Below are 21,802 nucleotides of genomic sequence, written 5' to 3'. Positions count from 1 at the left end.
CGGGATACGGGCTGAGTCAGCTCAGCCGCGGCGGCGGGAGTGCCGGGCGAACTGCTGCTCGGGCTCCGCCATGTAGGTCCACGGCCAACTGGTGTACGCGCCGTCGAGTGCACGGAAGACCCGCTTGGCCGCGTGGCGCTCGTCGGCGAGCGACAGGGCCATGGCGAACATGTTGAAGTCGTGCTGCCAGCCCGGGCGCCGCTCGTAATCGGGGTGGAGGATGCTGTGCTCGGCCGCTTCCCGCAGCTCCGCCTGGATCCGGGGGGTCTCCAGACACTCCTGGGTGTCCGACTCCACCCAGTCCTCGATGTGAGCCATGGCGATCACGCAGCCGAGGCGGTGCCCCTGCGGAGTGCGGGCCATCGCGTCACGGGCGAACTCCATGCCCTGGCCGGGCTCGCCGCCCCAGCGCGGCTGCACCTGCTGGAGCCATTCCACATGGATGTCCAGGTTCAGCGGGTCGCGGCGCATGGCGGCGTCGAGTCGGGTCTCGTTGACCGCGAGACCCAGCGACATGCCCCGGCCGGAGGTGAGCAGATGGCGCCACGGTGTGACCCACTCCGGGCGCAGTTCCGCGGCCTCGAACAGATGCTGTTCGGCGATGTGGAGACGCTCGTGGAACACCCGCCACTGTTCCCGCGTGACATTCACGGCGCGGGCGGCCGTGCGCGCCTCCCACCCCCAGGCGACATGGCGTGCCCCGGATATGAGAAGGGCCGTCGCGCGGTGGTCCTTGTCCTCCTCGGCGGCACGGACTATCCAGTCCTGCAGCCCCTCCCAGGTGGCGAGTTCGCCCAGGACCAGTTGGTCATGCCCGATGTCGAACGGAGCCAGCGCGGCCTTGACAGCCTCCCAGTCGCCCTCGTCTGCCGCCTCCAGCAGGGCCAGCACCCGCGCGTCGCCGAGTGCGCGCAGCGTGTACATCCCGTTCTTCTGCCTGCGAGGAACAGGAAGGGCGTGCGGATCCGTCGGCGGTCTCTCCCCGGTCCTGTCGAACAGCTTGCCGAACATGCCGCGCCCTCCCCTGGTCCAGCGTGATCATCGGGTGCAGCATAAGCGGCGCCACCGACAGCGCGTCCACAGGGTATTCACGGTTGCTTCACGCGTTCCACCCGGTCACCGACCCGTCCTGACGACGCTGAACACACGGCGGCCGCACCGGACTCGCCGGGGAGCGGGTCCTCATGCGCAGGGGGTGTGCGGTCGGTGGTCGGTACGGGACCCGGGATGCCGGCGCGTGCGGCCCGGCCACCGAGGGGGCACGCGTTTCAGGGTCTGTCCGCGACGGTTCAGCGCCCCGGGAATCGCTGCGTGATCTCCTGGAGCACCCAGCCGTTCCCGTCCGGATCGTCGAACGTGGCGTAGGAGCCGTAACTCGCCCGATCGGGGTGCGGACCACCTTCGCGCCCCTGGCCCGCGACGTTGTGCACTATCTTTCCGGCGTCGTGGCCGTGGAAGTAGAGCCCCTTCGCATCATGGAACACCTCACTCACGTCGATCCCACGCTCGACGAGTTCGCTGCGAGCTTCCACGATGTCCGTCACGATGAGGTAGAGCCCTTGCGACGAACCCGGCGCGGCCGTGGTGAGCCCTTCACCGAAAATGATCGCGCATTCGGAGTCGGGGGGCGTCATATGGACGACCCGGTATCCCTCCGTGATGTCCTTGGCCAGATCCAGACGGAAACCCGCCTTTTCGTAGAATTCCTTGGCCCGGTCCACATCGGAGACCGGAAGTACGATGAGTTCGAGCTTGAGCTTCATGTGCCCATTAACCCTCTGGGCGCAGCCGTTCGCATCTCGTCTCCGCCCCGTATTCCGAGGTTCGCGCACACATGTCGTCGGGCGTCGGTTTTCCTCGGTCCGCGACTTCGGTGAAACCGATTCCCACGGCGTCCGGTCTTCGACTCACACATCGTCACGCTGCATGCTCCGCGCGGGAGAACCAGCGCTTCCGTGCGCGGGTACGCACGGAACCTCCCTCCTGATTTCATGTGGTCGGACCGCCGGATCGGAATGCGCACAGTGTGGAGGACGCCCGTAATGCCCCGGAGCCGAAGCGGCTGCCGGCCGGCCGGGTCCGGTCCTCCGCATGCGGTGCTCCCTCGCGTGGACCGGTGCGCGCCTCACCGGGCCGGACCGGCGCGGGGCCGCACAGCCGATGCGCGTCGCGGGGCGCGCGACCTGCGGATCTCAGGGGACGAGGCAAGGATCCTGCTGTCAACTTCGTGCGCTACATTCATTCTCCGGAGCGAAGAACACGGGTGGGGACGGGGTTCGGCTCTCGGATCACCGATTCCGCCGGGGCCCTCTGTGCGTGCGCTCCGGTCCATTCCGTTGGGGGATGTGCGTACAGCCGTGGAGAACAGGCAGGAAGACACCCGGGCAGAGCACAGTCATGAGCGCCATGAAGTGACCATGCAACTGCATGGCGTTCTGCGTCAGCTCTCAGGCCTGGCTGCTCACGCGCGCCCCGCGAACGGGCAGGACGGCCCGGTCTTCGTCGATGAGAGCGGGCGCCGGGGGAAGACGCTGCGCAAGGTGGGCTGGCTGATCGCCGCCGTCTGCGCGGCCTTCGCAGCCTCCATCGTGCTTTCCCTCTTCGGGGGCGACTCGACCGCGCCGTCGCTTCCGCTCACCACCCAGGAGGGGCGCGTGGCGCCTGGGGTCACCGATGGTGAACCCGCGGCCGCCGAACCGAAGCAGGGTACGTCCGCCTCACCCGGGTCCGGTTCCTCGGTCGCCGGTCAGAACGGCGTCGAGGCCGGCGTCTCCGGCAACGACGAGGGATAGGCGCACCGCCCCTGCGCGTGACTCGGCGGCGCGACCGGCTGTGCCCCCACTGCTGGTCCGTGCGATGACGTCTGCAAGGCACCGCAACGCTCCCGTTCGGGTTCCAGCGACCTGCTGCGCCATGTGGTTCCGACGGCTGAGCGCTGTCCTCCGTGCCGGACACAGCTGATCCCGGCGGCCGTGGGAGGGTTCGGCCGCCGGGATCGGTGAGGAGAAAGTCACTTGGACTTGAAAGCGTCCTTGGCCTTCTCCTTGGCCGCACGGAGATCGCCCTTGGACTCTTCCGCGCGGCCTTCGGCCGTCAGCGACTCGTTGCCCACCGCCCCGCCCACGGTCTTCTTGACCTTGCCCTTGGCCTGCTCACCCTTGGCCTGAGCCTTCTCGTCCGCAGCCACGAAACTCACATCCCGCCGTACTCGAGAACATCGTCGTCCACCGTCTGACCAGAGGCTCTCGCGCTAAACCAGGAAACCGTCCTGACGAGAAACGAATACGTCCGAGTGCCGGCGCATACGGAGCCCCGGTCGCCGGGGGAAGTTCCCGGAGCAGTCACCCGGCCGGTTCGCCGGTTCTCGCGTGAACGGGAATCGTGTTCGGTGCGGAGCGGGCTTGCAGGGCGAACGTTTCGCGGGGCAGGAGAGGCAAAGGGACGGTGCCGGGTCCGTGCGGCCCTGTACGGACCCGGCACCGTCTCCCTTTTCCGCGTATCACCCTTGCGGCCGGTTCGCTCGCGGCACTCCATCGCTCGGACGCGACCGGCAAGACATGCGAAGCCCCGGCCGGTCGGGGGGGCCGGTCGGGGCAGACAGGGGGTGCGGGTCCGGAGGGAGGTCGCCTCTCGGCGGAGGGCTCCATGGGGCTTCAGCCGAACGATCGTCCCCATGGGCTATAGGTGAGGCCCGGGGACACTGTCCCCTCCGTACCCACATACAGATGAACCATCAACCAAGCGGCGTTGTTCCGGACTCCTCGCCTCCGGGCAGTGAGCCGGACCACTTCGGCCGAAGGCACCGGCACCGCTCTGTCGGCGGGTGCTCCACTCGTGCCGCGCTTACACCATGCACGGGATCCAGCCCTGCGGGCCGTCCGCGTAAGGAGGCGGAGGGAATCAGCCCGTCGATTCGTCCGGGGTGGGCTGTTCGGGGTGCACTCCGGCATTGCGCGCGGCGTCACGACCCGAGCCGGCCTCGTCCGGGTCGGGACTGTCCGTGTCCGTGGCGCCGTTGTCGGCGTCGGCCCCGGAACCCGGCCCCTCACGGGGACGCTCGGTGTCCGGCGGAAGGATCACGTCGAGGGCGTCCTCGCCCTCCTGGACCTGCTGGTCGGGCATGTCTGCGGGAACCGGCGGCGGGCTGGCCTCGGCCCCCGTGTACGCGGTTCCGGCGGGCCTGCGGTCGGTCATGTCGTTCCTCCTGTCGATGCGCGGCCGCTCCTCTGCGGGCCGGTGTCGCCCCACGCGTACCCACTGCGTTCCGCACGACGCATGGCGCGCCCCCTGCCGGGTTCACGCCCGCGTCGGCGCCCGTCGACGGGCGCCCGCGCGGTCAGCCCCCGGCCCGCCGTCGGCCCTCGCCCGGCCGCGCCGCACGCCTGATGGGCAGCAACGTCTCCACCCCGTCCTGCGCCAGGTGGTCCAGGATCAGCCGATTCACCAGGGCCGGCTTCTCCAACGGCACCAGGTGGGAGGCTCCGGGAACAACTGCCAGCTGGGACTCCGTGATCGTCCGGTACACGGCGATCGTGTGTTCCAGAGTCATCATGTCGTCGTCGCCGACCATGACCAGAACAGATGCCTGGATCCGGGCCAGGTCGTCGGCGGTGAGCGTCGGCTGGGTGCGCCACATGTCGATCATCTTCGCCGCCACCACCGGCCAGTGATCCGGGCCGTCCGGGGTGACGGACTCGTACATCTCCCGGAAGAACCCGAGATCGTCTCCGTCGGGAGTCATCGCGTCGAGCATGGCCGGTGCGGCGAAGCTTTCCGCGGCGGGTCGGACGTTGGCCCCGATCACCACGACCTTGCGGACCAGATCGGGCCGGGCCATGGCTACGAGCAGCGCGACGACCCCTCCGTCGCTCCAGCCCACCAGGTGCGCCGGTCCCGTCACGACCGTCTCCAGAAAGGCCACTGTGTCGTCGGCCATGTCCTGGTAGGAGAGCGGGCCTGCTACATCAGGGGTGTGGCCGTGCGCGCGCCGCTCGGGCAGGAAGAGCCGGAAACCGGCGGCGAGGTCGGCGCGCTGCGCTCCCCACGTGTCGTTGGTGCAGAACCCCCCGTGCAGCAGGAGGAGCGGATCACCGGCGCCCTCGGTCTCGTACCACGTCCTGACGCCGGGCAGGCCCACGTAGTCGCCCGCTGCCCGCAGCTGTTCCGGACTAGCGTTCACCCAGTCAGTCTGCGCCGCGCCCGCGACTGGCGCCACGCGGGGCGCCGGCACCACCGCTCCCGCCCGGTGCGAGGCCGGACGGAGGTGCGGGGCGCCCGCCCGGCGCCCTGCGGGCCCCCTCCGCTCCCCCGTCGCCCTGTGGACGAAGGCGCGCGGCGGGCGGACGGCGGACTCACGGACTGCGTCGCCGGCGGTCAGGAGGTGACGAGGACCTTGCTGAGCAGGGGCAGGTGGTCGGAAGCGGTCGGCTCGGCCCCCGCGACACGGGTGACGAGCGGTGTGACGCCACCACGGGTCGTGTAGATGACGTCGATCCGCTCGGTCGGGCCCTCGGCCGGATACGTGGCGCCGTCACCTCGTCCGTGCAGGGACGTGGCCCACGCGTCGGTGTAGGCCTTCTGCAGCGGCTGCGACTCCGGCGCGGTCGGCAGTGCGTTGAAGTCACCGACGAGGATCCCGGGCTTCTTGGTGCCGATCAGGTCGACGACCTGCGCCGTCTGCTGCAGTCGGTCGGCCTGCGAACTGGCCGACAGGTGGGTGTTGTAGAACTCCACCTTCTTGCCTCGGACATCGACAGTGGCGTGCAGCAGACCGCGCTGCTCCTGGCCGGGCGTCTTGTAGAGCCAGGTGTTGTCCGACGCGGTGATCGGGTACCGGGACAGGATCGCGGTTCCGTACTGCACGCGATGTCCGCCGGGGGCCGGCGGGGCGTTGTCGATATTGGCACCGAACACCACGTGGTAGCCCAGCATCGCGGCGAGTTCGGCGGGCTGGTCCGCCCACTCGCTGCGAGCCGAGTAGTGGTTGTCGACCTCCTGCAGGCCCACCACGTCGGCGCCGCTCCGGCGGACGACGCCGGCGATCCTCTCGAGGTCGAGGGCGTCATCGGTGCCCTGGGCGTGGTGGATGTTGAAGGACATGACGTCCAGTACGCGCGGCCCGGTGACGTGGGTGCCCGAAGTGTCGTCGGCGGCCGAGGCCTGGCCGACCGCTCCGGTGGTGGCGAGCGCTACGACAGCGGCGAGAACGGACAGGGTCCGGCGGAACATGGGGCCTCCTGGATCGGGTTCACTGGCTGTCCCGATCTTGGTGCGGCCCTCTGACGTGCCCGTGACCACCAGATGAAGCGCGGCTCCCCTCCAGGTGTCGTCCGTCCCCGTCTCTCGGCTCGCACTCCTTCAGGTCCGTATACTCGATCGAAATGCCGGGTGGGACGGGGATGGAAAGCAGTGAAGCTCGCTGAGGCACTGGCGGAACGGGCGGAAGCCGTGCGCCGCGTGGAGCAGTTGCGCTCACGCGTGGTGAGCAGTGCGCGGTACCAGGAGGGTGAGACGCCCGCGGAGGACGCAGGTCTGCTGCTGGCGGAGGCGGGTGAGGTGCTGGGCGCCCTCGAGACGTTGATGGCGCGTATCAACCGGACCAACTCCGCTGTGGACATGGGTGCGGACGGCACGCTCACCGACGCGCTGGCGCGGCGGGACGTCCTGCGGTTGCGCCACTCGGTGGTGACCGCGGCCGCCGACGCCGCAGCGGGTACGGCCGAGCGCGGGTACGGGCGGCAGCTCCGATCCGAGCTGATGATGCTCTCGGCGCTTCCGGTCGCGGAGCTGCGCGGCCAGGCGGATGCGCTCGCGCGGGAGATCCGCGAGATCGACGTACGCATCCAGCGCACGAACTGGGAGGTGGATCTGCGGGACTGACCGGTCCTCGCAGGGCCTGTCGATGATGTGGAGCAGGTAGTCGTTTCGGAGGCGTGCACGAACCGAGGACCGGCGGATTCCGGCCCACTCCTGGCGCGTGAGGAGCAACGCAGGGGTTCGATTCCCCGTCAACGGTGCAGCTCAGCATCGCGTACAGGTAACGGTGCACCACACACAGCACATCACCATGTGCAGATCCGAATCGGTGAGGGCGGGCTCGGGGTCTTTCACATCACAGCAGGAACGGGCCGTGTGACAGGTCAGCTGTAGCGGCTCCCGCAGACGGCTTTCTGGGCGGGCCTCAGTCGGGGTCCCCCCGGAGCGCGGGCTTTCGCGGGCCGGCGTCGAGCCCGAGGCCTCTGTCGTCAGGGACCCCTGAGCGGCCGGGGTGCAGGGTATGTCCGACGACGCAGCGCCGAACCCTCGGGACGGCCGTACCGGAAGATGAGGAAGACGCACACGTGGATCGAAGCGCGACGCCGCAACCGCGACGGGCCGACGGCTGGATCACCGGTCCGCAGCGCCGGACCGCACCGGCCGTGCGGCTCTTCTGTCTCCCCTACGCCGGGGGTGCGGCCTCCGCCTATGCCCGGTGGCCCGCCTCCTTCGGCGGCGAGGTGGAGGTCTGCGGCGTGGAACTTCCGGGGCGCCAGTCGCGATTCGGTGAACAGCCCTTCACCCGGATGGGGATGCTGGTCGACGCCCTGGCATCGGCTGTCGAACCCGAACTCAAGCTGCCCTACGCTCTTTTCGGACACAGCATGGGATCGCTGGTGGCGTTCGAGCTGGCGCGTGAGCTGCACCGGCGCGGTATCCCCGGGCCACGGGTGCTCTTCGTGTCCGGCGGCCCCGCGCCGCAGTCGCGGCAGGCACGGCCCCGGGTCCACGACCGGTCGGACGCGATCGTGATCGACAGGATGCGTTCACTGGGCGGGCTCTCCGAAGAGATACTCGCCGAGACCGAACTCCTGGAACTCCTGCTGCCGACGATCCGTGCGGACTTCGAGCTCCTCGATACGTACGCCTACCGTCCGGGTCCCCCGCTCGCGTGCCCGGTCGTGGCCTTCTCCGGGACGGAGGACCAGGCGGTGCCGGCCGCCCGGGTGGAGGCCTGGCACGAACAGACGTCGGCAGCCTTCACCCACCACGAGTTGCCGGGCGGTCACTTCTTCCTGCGCAGCGCACAGGAGCCGCTCCTGCAGAGGGTCCGCGCGTCGCTGGCGGAGGCGTGCGCCCCCGGGGACCCGCACAACGGCCCCGAGCGGGGCCACACCCCTGCGTAGCCGCCACGGACCGCACGGCGCACAGCTCGCTGATCAGGCGGGGGGACGGTTCAGCCCCCACGTCTGCAGCGCGAACGGCCGTCCCTTCTCCTCGCCCTCGATCAGCGGGAGGTCGAGGAGTCCGAAGCCCGCCCTGCCGGCGACGGCGACGCTGGCGGCATTGTCGGCCTCCAGTTCCAGGATGACCTGCTCCGCACCCAGCTGCTCGAAGGCGTAGGCGGCCATCACACGCACCGCCCGTGCCGCGAGCCCTTGGCCGCGGTGCGCGGGGCCGACCGCGTAACCGATCTCCGTTCCCTCGGGGGCGCGGCGCAGCATCACCTCGCCGAGCGGTGCGCCGCCGTCGACGGTGATGGCGAGGAGAATGGTCGTACCCTCCTCGCGCAGCTGCCTGGCCCGCTTCAGCCGCTTACGGGCTGCGGTCTCGTCGAAGGGCGAGACGATCGGAGTCCAGTGCGCGATGTCCGGGTGGTCGAAGATCGCCGGCATCTCTGTCAGGTCCCTCTCCGACCAGTCGCGGAGAACGAGACCCTCGCCCGAGAGTTCGAGCCGTTCGGGCAGGGACGACGTGAGGCTGCTCATGCTGGGTACCTTCCTGGCCGGTACAGGACGCCGAACGATATCCGGGGCGGGCCGGTGTGCGCGCATGGTTTTCGACGGCCGTTCGCACATCGGCCCCGGTGGGGCGCAGTGTCACGCGCGAGGCGTCCCGGCCCAGCGGTGGCGCATGACCCGCTCCCGGAGGCACCGTGGATGGATGAACCCGCCCGTCACCGTTCATCACCTGAGCCCGGACGGCGGCCGCCGCGTTTCCGTGCGGAGCTCCGCCGACACCCACATTCTCGGCATCGCGTACAGCGACCGCGATGTCGTCGAGTTCCTGCGCCGTACCGGACTCGAGGACCCCGACCTGTTGCTCGACGACCCCGCGTGGGTGAGGTGGCGCGGCGGCAGGCCGCACGAATGGGCCGCCGCATAGAGACCGCCGGGCCGGGGCCTTCCGGCACGCATACTCATCCTCGGGCGCGGGTGCACCGCGATCGGGAGTCGTGCGTGACACCTCGGACACGGATGGTTATCGACCTCGGGCGCCCGACCGGGCGGCGGCCACGGCGCGACGCGCGAGCCGCCGTTCAGCGGCGGCCGGCCGCGGCGCAGCGTACGCAGGTGCTCGCCGCCGGGCGTGCCAGCAGACGTTCTTCGGGGATCGGTCCGCGACAGTCCTCGCACACCCCGTAGTCGCCTTCGTCCAGCCGTTGCGCCGCCTGGTCCAGTTCGTCCAGAAAGCTGCGGGCCTGCGCCCGCAGTGACGCGATATGGGAACGCTCGAAGGCCGTGCTCGACCCTTCGGGGTCGTGCTCGTCGTCGATCGCCACAAGGGCGTTCGCCTCGACGATCCCGTCGTATTCGCGGCTCAGGGAGGCGATGCGCACGAGCGTGTCGGCCCGCTCGGCCGCCAAGCGGGCACGCACACGATCGGGATCGACCGGCGAGGAAGACATGAAAGCGGACGAATCACTCATCCCAGGTGGAACTTCCCCGTCGGGGCGCATATTCCCGGCGGCCTCGGTGACCAACCCCGGGGACCGCCCGGGCAGCAGGCCACGATGGCACGATGGGCATGTCGCGCGACCGGAGCCCGGACAGCCCCCGGGCGGTCAGCCCGGGTGGGGAAGGCGGTGCAGACGTACGCCGACGAGCTGTCCGCCCGATACCTCGGCGGTCATGTACGTGCGGTGGGGCTGCCTCCGCCGGTCGGTCGGTGAGCCGGGGTTGAGCAAGCGCAGCCCGCCGGGAGCGACGGTGTCCCACGGAATGTGGCTGTGACCGAACACCAGGACGTCGAGATCGGGGAAACGGGCGGCGCACCGCTGCTCCCTCCCCCGCGACGCACCCGTCTCGTGCACGACACCCAGGCGGATCCCTGCGAGCTCGACGAGTGCGATCTCGTCGAGCCTGGCGCGCAGCTCCGCTCCGTCGTTGTTGCCGAAGACGCCCACGAGGCGCCGCGCACGCGCCTCGAACTGATCCAGGGTGGCCACGTCGACCCAGTCACCGGCGTGGACGACGACATCGGCCGCGTCGACCGCCTCCAGCAGAGCGGCGGGCAGCTGCCTGGCCCGCTTGGGTACGTGCGTGTCCGAGGTCAGCAGCAGCCGCACAGTGGCACTCCCGTTCCTTCGGCTCGGCTCTTGAGGGGGTGCGGGCCATCGTGGCACGCACTTCGGCGTCGCGCCGCCTCCGCCTCGCCGGGCCGCGTGCGCCGTAACGCCGCCCCCTGCCCTGAAGTCGGGCACAGGGCGGCACGGAGACGGGGCACCATTGCCGGCCCGAGCGCTCCTTACCGCGGGGTAACCTTTGTGGCCCGGACCGCCGACCCAGCACCAGGAGCCCCCATGGCACGCGTCGTCCGCCGCACCCCCGGTTCCCCTCTCCTGCTCGCCGGCGTCCTCGCCGCGGCCGGGGTCGCGCACTTCGCCGTCCCGCGACCCTTCGACGCGATCGTGCCGCGAGCCCTCCCAGGCAGCCCCAGGGTCTGGACCAGGGCCAGCGGCGTCGTGGAGCTTGCGCTCGCGGCGGGACTCGCCGTGCCCCGCACCCGGAGGCTCAGCGCCCGGGCGACGGCGCTCCTCCTGGTCGGCGTCTTCCCGGCCAACGTGCAGATGGCGTACGACTGGCGCGACCGCCCGGCACCAGCCCGCGCGCTCGCCCTCGGCAGGCTGCCCCTGCAGGTCCCCCTGTTCCTGTGGGCCCGCGCAGCCGGTCGCTCCGCAGCCGAACAGTAGCTCGTCGGGGGAGGCGGCCCGAGAGATGCGCGCGGCCGGCCGCAGCGCATGCCCCGCGGCCGGCCGGTCCCGGGCACCCGAAAGCCCGATCGAGCTTCACATGCCCGGGACGAGCGGTACGCCGGAGCGGTCAGTCCTCGGTGAATTCCCTCTTGGCGCAGATTTCTCCGGGACCGTTCCAGCAGATCTTCATCAGGTACTTGGCCGTGTAGGGGACGACGTTGTAGTCGAAGTACCCGCAACCGGCGTCACCGCCGTCCGCCTTCGTCTCCCTGAGCTGCCAGCCGCCGATGTAGATGTACAGCTTCCCTGTCACGCCGTGCCCGTCGGCGCGCGTGTCGCAGACCCTGAAAGTGTCGGGGTCCGGGTCCAGGTGCGTCATCGTGCCGAGCGAATGGCCGTCGATGTCGGACAGGAACAGCGTGGTGTCGGCCGCACTGGCAGAACCGGATGTTCCCATCACCAGCGCAAACGCCGCGCCTCCTGCCAACGCGGCACGCGAGACCCATGATTTCACTGCGGGGCCACCTCCAAGATCCTCGGGTGTCAACGGAAGGTCACAGTGAAGCGCAACCACCGTCTGCGTCTGGAGGCGACCCCGTATCCCCTTCTCCGACGCACAGTTGCCGGGCCGTCACCTGCGTGCCGGGGCGCGGCGCCCCGCATCGCCGAGGCGGACTCACGCGCACCCGGCCTCCGTTCGTTCCGGGCCGCGGCATCACTGCCCCGCATTCTCGCTACGGGCACGCGAAGGGGGTAGACGGCGCAGAGCAATCGGATCAGGAGAAGGGAGTGGCCGGCGTGGCCATCACTACCACCGGCGCTGTGTACGGGTGCCTCGGCCTGGGGGCGCTCCTCGCGGCAGTGCTCCCTCGGCTGCTGTCGCGCCGGCCCGTCTCCCCACCGATGGTGTTCCTGGCGTCCGGTGTGCTCGTCTACGCGCTGCCACTGTCGCTGCCACTGCCACAGGTCGACCCGACGACACACGGGGTCTGGGTGGAGCACCTGACCGAACTCTGCGTCATCGCCTCCCTGATGGGCGCGGGGCTCGCCATCAACCGTCCTTTCGGCCGACGGCCCTGGGCCACCACCTGGCGTCTGCTCGGCATCGCGATGCCGCTCACCATCGCCGCCACCGCCCTCGCCGCCTGGTGGTTGCTGGACTGGCCGCCCTACGTCGCCCTCCTCGTGGCGGCGGTGCTGGCACCGACGGACCCCGTGCTCGCCTCCGAGGTGCGCGTGGGTGAGCCGACCGATGCGGAGTACGACGAGGACGAGGTGCGCTTCGCGCTCACGAGCGAGGCGGGGCTCAATGACGGGCTCGCCTTCCCGTTCGTCCTCGCCGCGCTCGCACTGGGCGCCTCGGGCCAGGCCTGGTCGACGGACTGGATCGTGCACTGGGCCTGGAGCGACGTGCTCGTACGACTCGTGGTGGGCGTGGTCGTCGGAATGGGTACAGGACTGCTCCTCGGACGCGTCCTCTTCCATGCCGGCGCGGCACCGCTCCGGCTCGCCGAGCACGGTGAGGGCTTCGTGGCGCTGGCGGCGACCCTCACCTCGTACGGCCTCGCCGAATCGCTCCACGGTTACGGCTTCCTCGCGGTCTTCGCCGCCGCATGCACCCTGCGCAGGTGCGAGCGGGGCCACGACTACCACCAGGTCCTCCACGAGTTCATCGAGCAGATAGAGCGGCTGCTCATGGCGGTGCTCCTCTTCGCGACGGGAGCCTTCATCGCGACGGGCGCCCTGACCCACCTCACCTGGCAGGGTGCCGCGACGGGGCTGATGCTTCACCTCCTGATCCGGCCGCTGACCGCATGGCTCGCGCTGTTGCGAGGAGCGGGGGCCCGCAAGGAGCGTCTGGTGACGGCGTTCTTCGGGATTCGGGGCATCGGTTCGTTCTTCTACCTCGCCTATGCCTGTGCCCGCGGGAACTTCGGCAGCTACGAGGACGAGATGTGGGCCGTCGTGGTCTTCACCGTGCTGGTCTCCGTCGTGCTCCACGGAGCCGCTGCCTCACCGGTCACCGCTCGGCTGGACAGGAAGAACGGGCGGAAGGGTGACGGGCTCGCCGACCGGGCGGCCGAACGCCTCGACCGGGGCGACGGTGCGCCCAGGGAGCGCGTCTGAGGACGCGGGGGTCGAGGTGCCGGGGGTGCTGCGCGTGCGATGCGGGACGGGGCACCCATCCTCGGGGCACCTGTCCTCTCCGACACGAGAAGCGCCCCACCGTCTCCTCGGACGTGTGGGGCTCGGCATCAGGCTCTGCGGCTGTCGCTACGGCTACGGCTTCCACGCGCTGCGGGCTGCGGGCTACGGGCTACGGGCTACGGGCTACGGGCCAGCAAGACGATCTTGGGCTCCGGTGGCGGGCAGACCGACCGGCACACGCCGTGACGCGACTGCTCGCGTACTGCCGTTCACCGGAGCCGCGTCCGGGCGCCACGTCCCACCGCAGTGGGAGGAGCGCCGGCCCGGTCCCCCTTCGCAGTGCGAGCGGCGGCTCAGCGGAACGAGCGCTGTCAGCTCCGCAGAGCGGTCGGTGTCAGCTTCTGCGCGGTGCTGCACTGCGCCCTGCGCCGGTGTCGCCGGAGCTGCACCAGAGTCACCCCGAGCAGCACGGTGAACACCACCAGGAGCAACCCCGCGATCTCCAGCTGCCTGCCGCTCGCTGCTCCGGCCCGCCCCTGAGTCAGCAGACCCAGCAGCGAGAGCAGGGCACCCACCAGGTAGACGGAGCGCACGCGCCGCAACTGCCGCAGCATACGGGGGGCGAGGGCCACACGCTTCATTGATGCCATGCGCGCCTTCTACCCTGAACGCCATGACACAGACACGGAGTTGTGAATCATCCCGGACTTTCGTGCCGGGCGGCGGACACAGAAGTGTCCGGGACTCTCGGGGAGCCCCGGACACCGGTGACGAAGGCGGTCGAACAAAGATCGTGCTCAGCCGCCCACAGGGTGGCCGCCGTCACCCTCCACCACGACACGGTCCTCGCCTGCCTCGGCGGAACGCTCGACCATGGTGACATCGACCTCGCCGTCACCAGTGGTGTCGAACTGATACAGATCGGCCTTGCCGTCACCGGTGGTGTCCGTCATCCAGACGTCGGGCTTGCCGTCGCCGTTGGCGTCGGCGGCCAGAACCACGTGTGCTCATTGCCGCGGGTCTCCACAAGCTCTTCGCTTTTGTCCATGAGGGCCGCGTGCCCGGGTCCCGCCGACCGAAACGCGGCGAAGGCATCGGCCCGCATCGACGTCACCCTTGCTCAAGGACCGCCGGGTCGACGATCTCGTCAGCGGCCGGCTCCTGGGCCTCGACCTGTGTGCTGTAGTCGCTGAACAGGGCCTTCCCCGGCTCCTCTCCGCCCCCGGTGACCGTCTTGAGGACGTACGGCTCGCCGTCCGTGGCCACGTACAGGGTGACCTTCTCACCGCCGGGCTGCTTCTTCTCCAGCGCCAGGGCCCTCTTACCGCCGATCGTGGTCATCGCGCCCCTGGTCATGCCTGTGCGTTCGGTCGTGTCACTGTCCAGGGCGGCGAGGAACGACCGCTTGTCGCACATGCCCTGGCTGCCGGCTCGCCCCGCCTGTGACCTCACCCGTTTCCCCTGCAGCTCACGAATGATGCTGTACGTGCCCGGACGGCCCTGCAGGGAGTTCGCCCAGAAGGCGCGGTCACCCTTCACGTAGAGATCGCGCCCGGCCCGAACGATGGCCGCCTGGGTGTGGCGGCCCGCCAACGACCCTGTGCAGTGGCCCTGCCGGTCGACCCGGAAGTCGACTACTGGCTGCCGCGCCCACACACATCGCCGCGGCAATGACGATCGCGTTCTTCGCCTTCATCGAGGATTCCCTCCCTGGGTAACCTGCCCCCGCTCAGGGCCACGGGGCGGGTTACCTCAAAATGCGACAGGAAACCGAAAGGGGCCGACCTAATTCTCTTCGGCCGGCCCCTTTCGGCGGGGTATCGCTGTGCGGTCAGACGCGGCGGTGGCTCGTGTAGTAGCCGCCGACCTGGTCGTGGTATCCGGCGTCGCCGACATGCTTGTCCTTGTCGAATTCGGGTGAGCCCTTGATCTGCTCCTTGGTGAGGTCGACGAAGACCTTCCGCTCGGCCTGATCCACGGTACGCACGGTGCCCGCGGGGAGCAGTACGTGCTTCCCGAAGATCCAGACGCCGGTGTCGACCACCAGGTAGGCGGAGTTGACCTCGTCGGAATGCTTGTCGACCTTGCCGATGGTGCCGTCGGTGGCTTCGACCTTGTAGCCGATCAGGTCATTGCCCGCAGTGTGGCCGGAGGTCGGCTGGTAGCCCCAGATGTTGTCAGTCATAAGATGCTCCTTATCGGAATGCGCGGCCCACCGATTCGTCGGTGGAATCGGGACGAACGACCGGAAGATTTCCGGCGATTCGCTCTCAGGACACCGCGTGCCCTCGGTTCGGGGCCTCACACATTGCACGCAGAAAAATATTCCGCCCGAACTGACGCCGTCAGCACACACATTCTCGAAGACGGCGGCCGGTCCCATGTCCCGCGTGCCCAGGAATACGTCCACTATCGCCTGCACCGTGCGGATTCCCTGCACCAAGGCCGATGAAGCCGCCGAGCGGCTGACGCAGTTGGGTGGGCCGCGACCATGTTCGTCGCGGCCCACCCAAGTGCCGGCGGTGCTGTTCGGGCGCGGTCCACCCGCGGTGGCAGCGGTCTCTCCCCCGTCTCCCCCGCAGTCCGATCCGGCCGGATTCCTCACCACCCGGCGCCTTGACGCCCGGTCCCTGTTCTCCCTTTCGCCCGACGACCCACAGCGTCTGCGGAGCAGATGTTCTCTCGTGGCACGTGGGTCGGAAACTCGTCGAGCGAATGGGCGGGGACGGAGGGTCACCCGCTCGGTCTCCCCCGGTGTGCCGGCGGTTCACGTCCGCGCCGGCGCACTCGCCCCGACGGCCGCCCGGGGTACGGCAGCGCGCCCGCCACGCCACCGGTGTCGCCCGGCGTCCCCGTCGGCGCGCCGGTCAGCCCTGATCCGGAAACAACGTGAGAAGGCGGTGCTTCTGGTGCGCACCGAGACCCCGGACGCGGCGCGTCTCGGAGATTCCGTACTCACGGAGGATCTGACCTGCCCGAATCTTGCCGATGCGGGGAAGCGACTCCAGAAGGCGTCGGACGGATGTCCTGGCCACGACCGGGTCGCTGCGTCTGAACACGTCATGCAGGGAGATCCTGCCCGCCTTGAGATCGGCCAGCAGCTCGGCACGCTCCTGGCGTACGGCTATGGCCCTCTTCAGTGCGCTGCTGCGGGCTTCGGCTGTCAGATGGGGCAGAGTCACGGCGTGGTTCCCCTCTTCCTGTCGGGTCGGCCACGACGCCTCGTCGCGTCGCACCGTCGGACCTGGTGCCTCTGCTAGTGCCCGTGTGGGGCCCCGGTATGACTCCGTGTCGGCTCTCCCCCGAAGCGTGGCCGCCGCTGTCACGATCCCTGGGCAATCCGATCCCTGGGCAACCCACCGCGACCCGTCCGCGGTCCGGCAGCCCGTGGAGTCCGGAACGCACCTCAGCGGTCGCGCACCCTACGACGAGGAGCCGACCGGTGACGCGTGGGCTTCCGGGTCCTGCGTTGGGTCCTGCGTCGGCACGCTGAGCTGCTCGCGGAGGTAGTTCCAGACCACGGCGATCAGTGCGGCGACGGGCACCGCGAGCAGGCTGCCCACGATGCCGGCGAGGCTTCCGCCCAACGTCACCGCCAGCAGGACCACCGCGGCGTGCAGGCCGAGTCCCCGGCTCTGGATCATGGGCTGGAACACGTTGCCCTCCAGCTGTTGCACCACCACGATGATCGCCAGGACGATCAGCGCGTCGGTCAGTCCGTTCGACACGAGGGCGATCAGAACGGCGACGAAGCCCGCGAACAGTGCGCCCACGATCGGCACGAACGCGGAGACGAAGGTCAGCACCGCCAGGGGGAGCACGAGCGGCACTCCGACGATCCACAGGCCGAGGCCGATGAGGACCGCGTCGAGCAGACCGACGTATGCCTGGGAGCGTACGAATTCGCCCAGGGTCGCCCAGCCGCGTGCCGCGACGGTCGGCACGTCCGTGGCGAGCCGCCCGGGCAGTTGACGGGCGAGCCAGGGCAGGAAGCGGGGGCCGTCCTTGAGCATGAAGAACATCAGGAAGACCGCCAGGACGGCTGTCACCACACCGTTGACCACGGTGCTCACTCCGGTGACGACGGTGGTGACCATGCTGCCGATGCTGTCCTGGATGCGGCTGGTCGCCGAATCGAACGCGCCGGTGATCTGATCGTCACCGATGTTCAGCGGCGGCCCGGAGGCCCACTCCCTCAGCCGTTGGATGCCTTCGACCACGCCGTCGGCGAGTTCACCGGACTGCGAGGCCACCGGCACCGCGATGAGCGCCGCGACCCCGACGGCCACCAGGAGGAACACCACCGTCACGACGGAGGCAGCCAGAGCCGGAGGCCACCCGCGCCGACGCAGGTGGCGCGTGATCGGCCATGTCAGTGTGGTCAGCAACAGGCCGACTATCAGCGGCCAGACGACCGACCACATACGGCCGAGCAGCCACACCACCGCCGCGGCCATGACAAGGACCACCAGCATTTCGCCGGAGATTCGCGCTGAGACGCGGAGAGCCGCTCGGGTCTTGGTGGAGCTCAACGTGACAGACATGCGAGTCACCCTATTCGCCCGGCGCACCTCTTCGGACCCGGCCCGGATCGGGGGGTTGGTGCGGACTCGGACACCACCCACTCGGGGCCCTTGGAAGCCGGACGCGACAACGACGCGCCCCCAGGCCGCGCTCGGGGCGGACGGCGGCCTCAGGCCCTCGCGGGCCGGAGTCGTTGAACAGCGACTGCACGGGCGCCGGGAGAGCTCCCCTCTACGTAACGCACCGTAAACGAAAGTTGCTGATATAGATACCTACAGCCCGTTTTCCACCTGCTTGTTCGGGTACGACGCGAGAAGGACGGAACGCATGATCCACCGGGGTCGGGATTGAGGCGATCCCCCTCGCCGACGGCAACTCGCGCACTCCCGGTGGATCCGTCCTCGGCCGACGGCACCCTCCCGGACCAGCTCAGCTCACCGCCTCCCAGGCACAGAACAGCAAGGAGCCACCGTGTCCTCAGTACCCGACGTGACGCTCAACAACGGTGTGAAGATCCCGCAGCTCGGCTTCGGGACCTTCCAGATCCCGCCGGAGGAGACCCGCGAGACGACCCTGGCAGCCATCAGAGCCGGCTACCGGCACATCGACACCGCGGAGATGTACGGCAACGAGAAGGGGGTGGGCCAGGCGGTCCGTGACTCCGGACTGGAGCGGGCCGACGTCTTCGTGACCAGCAAACTGAACAATGGTGCCCACGCGCACGATGCCGCTCTGGGTGCGTTCGAGGGCACGATGGAAGAGCTCGGGCTCGACTATCTGGACCTCTTCCTCATCCACTGGCCCCTGCCGGGTGTCGGGGACTTCGTGGAGACCTGGCACGCCATGGAGGAGATCTACCGCTCCGGACGGGTCAAGGCGATCGGCGTCTCCAACTTCCAGCCGCACCACCTGCGTCGGCTGATGGAGAGCAGCACGGTGGTCCCTGCGGTGAACCAGATCGAGGTTCACCCCTACCTCACCCAGGACACCGTCCGCTCCTTCGGCACCGAGCACGGCATCGCCACCGAGGCGTGGTCGCCCATCGCGCAGGGCAAGGTGCTGGACGACCCGGCCATCACCCGCATCGCGGAGCGCGTGGGCAGGTCGACGGCTCAGGTGACCCTGCGCTGGCACCTGCAGCGCGGCGACATCGTCTTCCCCAAGTCATCGACGCAGAAGCGGATCGAGGAGAACTTCGCTCTCTTCGACTTCGAACTCACCGACGCGGATGTCGGCGAGATCTCCGCCCTCAACCGTGACGAGCGCACCGGTTTCGACCCGGACACGTTCAACGGCTGACGCCCGCCGGGGCCGTCCGCGGGGCGCGACCGGCTTGCGCGCACACGACCGCACTCGCGCGGTCGTCGGGCTGTCGCACAGCTCCGCCCAGCGGTCGGCGGGCGGCAGCCCCGTGCCACCCGCCCCGACAGCGCGGCCCTTCCGGCCGGAAACCCGGGACATGGCCGCGCTGCCGTCGGCTCCGCACGCCTCCCGTCATCCGGTCGCGGGCGCGAACGGCCCGTCCAGGGCGGCCCATTGCAGGAGCAGGATGGTCTTGCCGTCCGTGATGCGCCCGTCGCGGGTCATGGCGAGTGCTTCCGCGAAGGGAAGCTCGAGGACCTCGATGTCCTCACCCTCCTCCTCCAGCCCTCCGCCGGTTCCGACTCTGTCCGCCGCGGTGTAGGGGCGGCGAAGTAGTGCAGGCACTCGGTGACCGAACCGAGGCTCATGAAGGCGTCGAGGACGTGGGTGAGCCGGCCGAGCGTGACACCGAGCTCCTCCGCGCCCTCGCGCCTGACGGCGGTGATCGGATCGTCCGCGTCGAGCAGCCCCGCGGCGGCTTCGACGAGCATGCCGTCGGGGTGGCCGTTGACGTAGGCGGGGTAGCGGAACTGGCGGGTGAGCAGGACGCATTGGCGTTCGGTGTCGTAGGGCAGGACGACTACGCCGTTGCCGCGGTCGTACGTCTCGCGCTGCTGGGTGGCCCAGCGCCCGTCACGGCGCCGGTAGTCGAAGGTCGTGCGGCGCAGGACGTGCCACCCCTGGGACGTGAGCTCGACATCGCGGATCACCACGTCCGGGTTGCGCCGCAGATCCCGTCCCGCGCGATCGAGACCGGTGCGGCCACGGTGGTCGGGGGTGTCTGTGCCGGGGCTGCTCACACGGTCTCCTGCGGTCGGGGTACGGGTACGAGGTGCGACGTGGAGCCGCGACGTCCTGACACGCCGGCGTCGGGCGGGGCCCGCACCGGCCGGATCACGACCGCAACCCCCACCGCATCCTCGGACCGGTGATCGGGGTGTGCGCGGATGTCAAGGTCGCGGGACGCTAGGATACATGCAGAAACGCGCATGAACAGGAGAGAACACAGATGTTGGCTGCTGAACGACGCGCCCACCTGCTCGGCCTGCTCTCCCGCGAAGGAAAGATCGTCGCCAAGGCTGTGGCCGCCGAACTGGGGATCTCCGAGGACAGCGTGCGGCGCGACCTCCGTGATCTCGCGGCCGACGGACTGTGCCAACGGGTCTACGGCGGCGCGCTTCCGGTCTCGCCCGCCGTGGTCGACCATTCCTCACGTCTGGGCGTGTCCCCCGACGGGAAGCGAAAGGTCGCTTCCGTGGCCGCCGGCCTGGTCCGGCCGGGCGACGCCCTGATCCTCGACGGGGGCACCACCGCCCTGGCCGTCGCGCGGGCGCTTCCGCAGGATCTCGCCTGCACCGTGATCACCCACAGTCCGACGATCGCCGCAGCCCTGCTCGACCATCCGCACGCGGAGCTGTTCCTGCTCGGCGGGCGCGTCTTCAAGCACTCGGCGGTGACCTGCGGCGCGACCGCGGTCGAGGCCGCCCAATACGTCTCCGCCGACCTCTGTCTGCTCGGCGTGACCGGCGTGCACCACGAGGCGGGACTGACCACGGGCGATTCCGAGGAGGCGGCGATGAAGCGCGCTCTGGCCTCCCGTGCGGCGGACACCTACATCCTCGCCTCCTCCGAGAAGATCGGAACGGCCTCGCGCTACCGGGTGCTGCCCTGGGAGGAGATCAGCGGGCTCATCACCGACGCCGGCCCGCACGACGCGTCGATCGGGGAACTCGCGGCACTCGGCGTGGAGATCCTCGGCACCCGCCCCTGACCCACGGACGGCCGGCCGGCGCCGTACCGCCGCGGCTGATGGCCCCGGGCGTCGTGTCCGGGCTCCGCTTCGACCGGCGAGTCGTGGAGACTTGGGAACAGGGGCGGCGTCCGTCGCCCGTGAAGCGTCGCACGGCCGAAGCGCGGACGGTGCGGCACAGGCGCTACGCATCGCACCGGTGGCAGGCCGGGCAGACGAGGAGGACACGATCGACACCGCCGAAGCGGGCCGGTACCCGCTGGACTCCGCCAGCGTCATGAATGCGAAGGAGACCCTCTTCGAGCTCCTGGGCCGTGCGGGCGTCCCCCGGAGTGAGGCCGAGGAGCTCATCGCGCTCGTGCAGGCCGGGGCGATCGCGGACGCCGCCGGCGAACTCGGCAAGGCCGGCGGCGCCCCGGGCGACAGCGGGCAACCGTACGGCATGGGATGGAACGACGGCGCCCGTGCCGCCGGCGACGTGCTCGTCGGTGCCGCCGGACGGGCCCTGGAACGTGCCATCGGCCCGGCTGCGTCCGGGACCGAGGAGAACACGTCGCGAGGCCACCACCCCGTCGGGAAAGTGGACGTGGAGCGCGCGAAGGTTGCCGTGACACCGGTCTATCTCACCTTCAGCGGCAGCTCGGACCTCGACCCCGAAGTGTCGGACGAAGTGCTCACCGCGGTGCTCGGCACCATGAGTGTCGTGGGCCGCGTGGGATACGCCGGACAGTTGGAGCGGTTCGCCCAGGCCGAGCGGGAGCGGCTGGCCAGGTTGTACGCCCGGTACGGGCCGAGCAGTCACATCGCCCTTCACGGTCGCTACTCCCTCCTCCACTCCCCCACGAGCATCGCCGTGCTGGAGCGCCTCACCGTCACGCCGTCCGCGTTGCGGGCGGAGTGGGAGCACGCCGAGCTGCCGCCTGCGTGGCTGACGGGTCTGTCGTCCGCATGGAGTGCGGCGGAGGCTTCGCCGGGCTGACGTCGACCGGGACCACGGTGGCCCGCTCGGGCCCACCGGCGGTGAAGGCGGGCAGACCGGTGCGGGGCACCTGCCTTGGCAGGTGCCC

Annotated in this window: 25 protein-coding genes and 1 pseudogene; 9 read left to right on the top strand and 17 right to left on the bottom strand. The window is 69.9% G+C overall.

The window, feature by feature from the left end; genetic code table 11:
- Positions 1-21: 21 nt before the first annotated feature.
- Together OG206_RS30575 and OG206_RS30570 are read right to left on the bottom strand one after the other, a co-directional pair.
- Positions 22-1,011, bottom strand: coding sequence for a hypothetical protein (locus OG206_RS30575; RefSeq protein ID WP_327121826.1), 990 nt, complete (start codon positions 1,009-1,011; stop codon positions 22-24).
- 278 nt (positions 1,012-1,289) lie between these two features.
- Positions 1,290-1,763, bottom strand: coding sequence for a VOC family protein (locus tag OG206_RS30570; RefSeq protein ID WP_327121825.1), 474 nt, complete (start codon positions 1,761-1,763; stop codon positions 1,290-1,292).
- A gap of 654 nt (positions 1,764-2,417) precedes the next feature.
- Between OG206_RS30570 and OG206_RS30565 the strand changes: the two genes are divergently transcribed.
- Complete coding sequence (locus OG206_RS30565) at positions 2,418-2,792, top strand: hypothetical protein (protein ID WP_327121824.1); 375 nt, start codon at positions 2,418-2,420, stop codon at positions 2,790-2,792.
- Positions 2,793-3,010: 218 nt separating this feature from the next.
- On the opposite strand, the gene OG206_RS30560 is transcribed toward OG206_RS30565, so the two are convergent.
- From OG206_RS30560 to OG206_RS30545, 4 genes are all read right to left on the bottom strand, one after another.
- The gene (locus OG206_RS30560) at positions 3,011-3,187 is read right to left on the bottom strand and encodes a CsbD family protein (RefSeq protein ID WP_327121823.1); all 177 of its coding nucleotides are present in this window, start codon (positions 3,185-3,187) and stop codon (positions 3,011-3,013) included.
- A gap of 713 nt (positions 3,188-3,900) precedes the next feature.
- Complete coding sequence (locus tag OG206_RS30555) at positions 3,901-4,194, bottom strand: hypothetical protein (protein WP_327121822.1); 294 nt, start codon at positions 4,192-4,194, stop codon at positions 3,901-3,903.
- Positions 4,195-4,336: 142 nt separating this feature from the next.
- A complete protein-coding gene (locus OG206_RS30550; RefSeq protein WP_327121821.1) occupies positions 4,337-5,179 on the bottom strand; it encodes an alpha/beta fold hydrolase in 843 nt (280 codons plus the stop codon).
- A gap of 194 nt (positions 5,180-5,373) precedes the next feature.
- The gene (locus OG206_RS30545; protein WP_327121820.1) at positions 5,374-6,228 is read right to left on the bottom strand and encodes an endonuclease/exonuclease/phosphatase family protein; all 855 of its coding nucleotides are present in this window, start codon (positions 6,226-6,228) and stop codon (positions 5,374-5,376) included.
- 180 nt (positions 6,229-6,408) lie between these two features.
- On the opposite strand from OG206_RS30545, the gene OG206_RS30540 reads away from it, so the two are divergent.
- Positions 6,409-6,879: a DIP1984 family protein gene (locus tag OG206_RS30540; protein WP_327121819.1), complete on the top strand. Its 471-nt coding sequence runs from the start codon at positions 6,409-6,411 to the stop codon at positions 6,877-6,879.
- A gap of 461 nt (positions 6,880-7,340) precedes the next feature.
- Positions 7,341-8,162 carry a thioesterase II family protein gene (locus OG206_RS30535; RefSeq protein WP_327121817.1) on the top strand — a complete coding sequence of 274 codons (822 nt, stop codon included), beginning with the start codon at positions 7,341-7,343 and terminating at the stop codon, positions 8,160-8,162.
- Positions 8,163-8,195: 33 nt separating this feature from the next.
- Here the strand turns inward: OG206_RS30535 and OG206_RS30530 are convergent, their stop codons facing one another.
- Positions 8,196-8,744: a GNAT family N-acetyltransferase gene (locus OG206_RS30530; RefSeq protein WP_327121815.1), complete on the bottom strand. Its 549-nt coding sequence runs from the start codon at positions 8,742-8,744 to the stop codon at positions 8,196-8,198.
- 175 nt (positions 8,745-8,919) lie between these two features.
- Here OG206_RS30530 and OG206_RS30525 point away from each other — a divergent pair, with 175 nt between their 5' ends.
- Positions 8,920-9,141 (top strand): hypothetical protein, encoded by a 222-nt coding sequence (locus OG206_RS30525; protein ID WP_327121813.1) that lies wholly within the window; start codon positions 8,920-8,922, stop codon positions 9,139-9,141.
- 154 nt (positions 9,142-9,295) lie between these two features.
- Here the strand turns inward: OG206_RS30525 and OG206_RS30520 are convergent, their stop codons facing one another.
- Together OG206_RS30520 and OG206_RS30515 are read right to left on the bottom strand one after the other, a co-directional pair.
- A complete protein-coding gene (locus OG206_RS30520) occupies positions 9,296-9,685 on the bottom strand; it encodes a TraR/DksA family transcriptional regulator (RefSeq protein WP_442805919.1) in 390 nt (129 codons plus the stop codon).
- A 135-nt stretch (positions 9,686-9,820) separates the two neighbouring features.
- Positions 9,821-10,324 (bottom strand): metallophosphoesterase family protein, encoded by a 504-nt coding sequence (locus OG206_RS30515; RefSeq protein ID WP_327121809.1) that lies wholly within the window; start codon positions 10,322-10,324, stop codon positions 9,821-9,823.
- A 234-nt stretch (positions 10,325-10,558) separates the two neighbouring features.
- Between OG206_RS30515 and OG206_RS30510 the strand changes: the two genes are divergently transcribed.
- Positions 10,559-10,948 carry a DoxX family protein gene (locus OG206_RS30510; RefSeq protein ID WP_327121807.1) on the top strand — a complete coding sequence of 130 codons (390 nt, stop codon included), beginning with the start codon at positions 10,559-10,561 and terminating at the stop codon, positions 10,946-10,948.
- A 130-nt stretch (positions 10,949-11,078) separates the two neighbouring features.
- On the opposite strand, the gene OG206_RS30505 is transcribed toward OG206_RS30510, so the two are convergent.
- Positions 11,079-11,465: a hypothetical protein gene (locus OG206_RS30505; RefSeq protein WP_327121805.1), complete on the bottom strand. Its 387-nt coding sequence runs from the start codon at positions 11,463-11,465 to the stop codon at positions 11,079-11,081.
- 290 nt (positions 11,466-11,755) lie between these two features.
- Here OG206_RS30505 and OG206_RS30500 point away from each other — a divergent pair, with 290 nt between their 5' ends.
- A complete protein-coding gene (locus OG206_RS30500) occupies positions 11,756-13,078 on the top strand; it encodes a cation:proton antiporter domain-containing protein (protein ID WP_442805974.1) in 1,323 nt (440 codons plus the stop codon).
- A gap of 392 nt (positions 13,079-13,470) precedes the next feature.
- On the opposite strand, the gene OG206_RS30495 is transcribed toward OG206_RS30500, so the two are convergent.
- The 6 genes from OG206_RS30495 to OG206_RS30470 all read right to left on the bottom strand — a co-directional run bounded on the left by OG206_RS30495 (position 13,471) and on the right by OG206_RS30470 (position 17,643).
- Positions 13,471-13,749 (bottom strand): hypothetical protein, encoded by a 279-nt coding sequence (locus OG206_RS30495; RefSeq protein WP_327121800.1) that lies wholly within the window; start codon positions 13,747-13,749, stop codon positions 13,471-13,473.
- 147 nt (positions 13,750-13,896) lie between these two features.
- Entirely contained in the window at positions 13,897-14,100 is a 204-nt protein-coding gene (locus tag OG206_RS30490) for a hypothetical protein (protein WP_327121798.1), read from the bottom strand.
- Positions 14,101-14,209: 109 nt separating this feature from the next.
- Positions 14,210-14,692, bottom strand: a complete 483-nt coding sequence (locus tag OG206_RS30485; protein WP_327121796.1) for a hypothetical protein — start codon at positions 14,690-14,692, stop codon at positions 14,210-14,212.
- A 238-nt stretch (positions 14,693-14,930) separates the two neighbouring features.
- Positions 14,931-15,284 carry a PRC-barrel domain-containing protein gene (locus OG206_RS30480; RefSeq protein WP_327121794.1) on the bottom strand — a complete coding sequence of 118 codons (354 nt, stop codon included), beginning with the start codon at positions 15,282-15,284 and terminating at the stop codon, positions 14,931-14,933.
- Between the two features lie 682 nt (positions 15,285-15,966).
- Positions 15,967-16,281 carry an integration host factor, actinobacterial type gene (gene mihF / locus OG206_RS30475; RefSeq protein ID WP_327121792.1) on the bottom strand — a complete coding sequence of 105 codons (315 nt, stop codon included), beginning with the start codon at positions 16,279-16,281 and terminating at the stop codon, positions 15,967-15,969.
- 240 nt (positions 16,282-16,521) lie between these two features.
- Positions 16,522-17,643 carry an AI-2E family transporter gene (locus OG206_RS30470; RefSeq protein ID WP_327121790.1) on the bottom strand — a complete coding sequence of 374 codons (1,122 nt, stop codon included), beginning with the start codon at positions 17,641-17,643 and terminating at the stop codon, positions 16,522-16,524.
- A gap of 451 nt (positions 17,644-18,094) precedes the next feature.
- Here OG206_RS30470 and OG206_RS30465 point away from each other — a divergent pair, with 451 nt between their 5' ends.
- Positions 18,095-18,922 carry an aldo/keto reductase gene (locus tag OG206_RS30465; RefSeq protein ID WP_327121788.1) on the top strand — a complete coding sequence of 276 codons (828 nt, stop codon included), beginning with the start codon at positions 18,095-18,097 and terminating at the stop codon, positions 18,920-18,922.
- A 195-nt stretch (positions 18,923-19,117) separates the two neighbouring features.
- Here the strand turns inward: OG206_RS30465 and OG206_RS30460 are convergent.
- Positions 19,118-19,785: pseudogene (locus tag OG206_RS30460) on the bottom strand (NUDIX domain-containing protein).
- A gap of 209 nt (positions 19,786-19,994) precedes the next feature.
- On the opposite strand from OG206_RS30460, the gene OG206_RS30455 reads away from it, so the two are divergent.
- Positions 19,995-20,756, top strand: coding sequence for a DeoR/GlpR family DNA-binding transcription regulator (locus OG206_RS30455; RefSeq protein ID WP_327121786.1), 762 nt, complete (start codon positions 19,995-19,997; stop codon positions 20,754-20,756).
- A gap of 178 nt (positions 20,757-20,934) precedes the next feature.
- Entirely contained in the window at positions 20,935-21,714 is a 780-nt protein-coding gene (locus OG206_RS30450; RefSeq protein ID WP_327121784.1) for a hypothetical protein, read from the top strand.
- Positions 21,715-21,802: the final 88 nt, after the last annotated feature.

Source organism: Streptomyces sp. NBC_01341, from assembly GCF_035946055.1.
In the GTDB taxonomy this organism is placed as follows: Bacteria; Actinomycetota; Actinomycetes; order Streptomycetales; family Streptomycetaceae; genus Streptomyces.
Note: the sequence above shows the minus strand (reverse complement) of the source record. Positions and strands in the feature narration are given on the sequence as shown.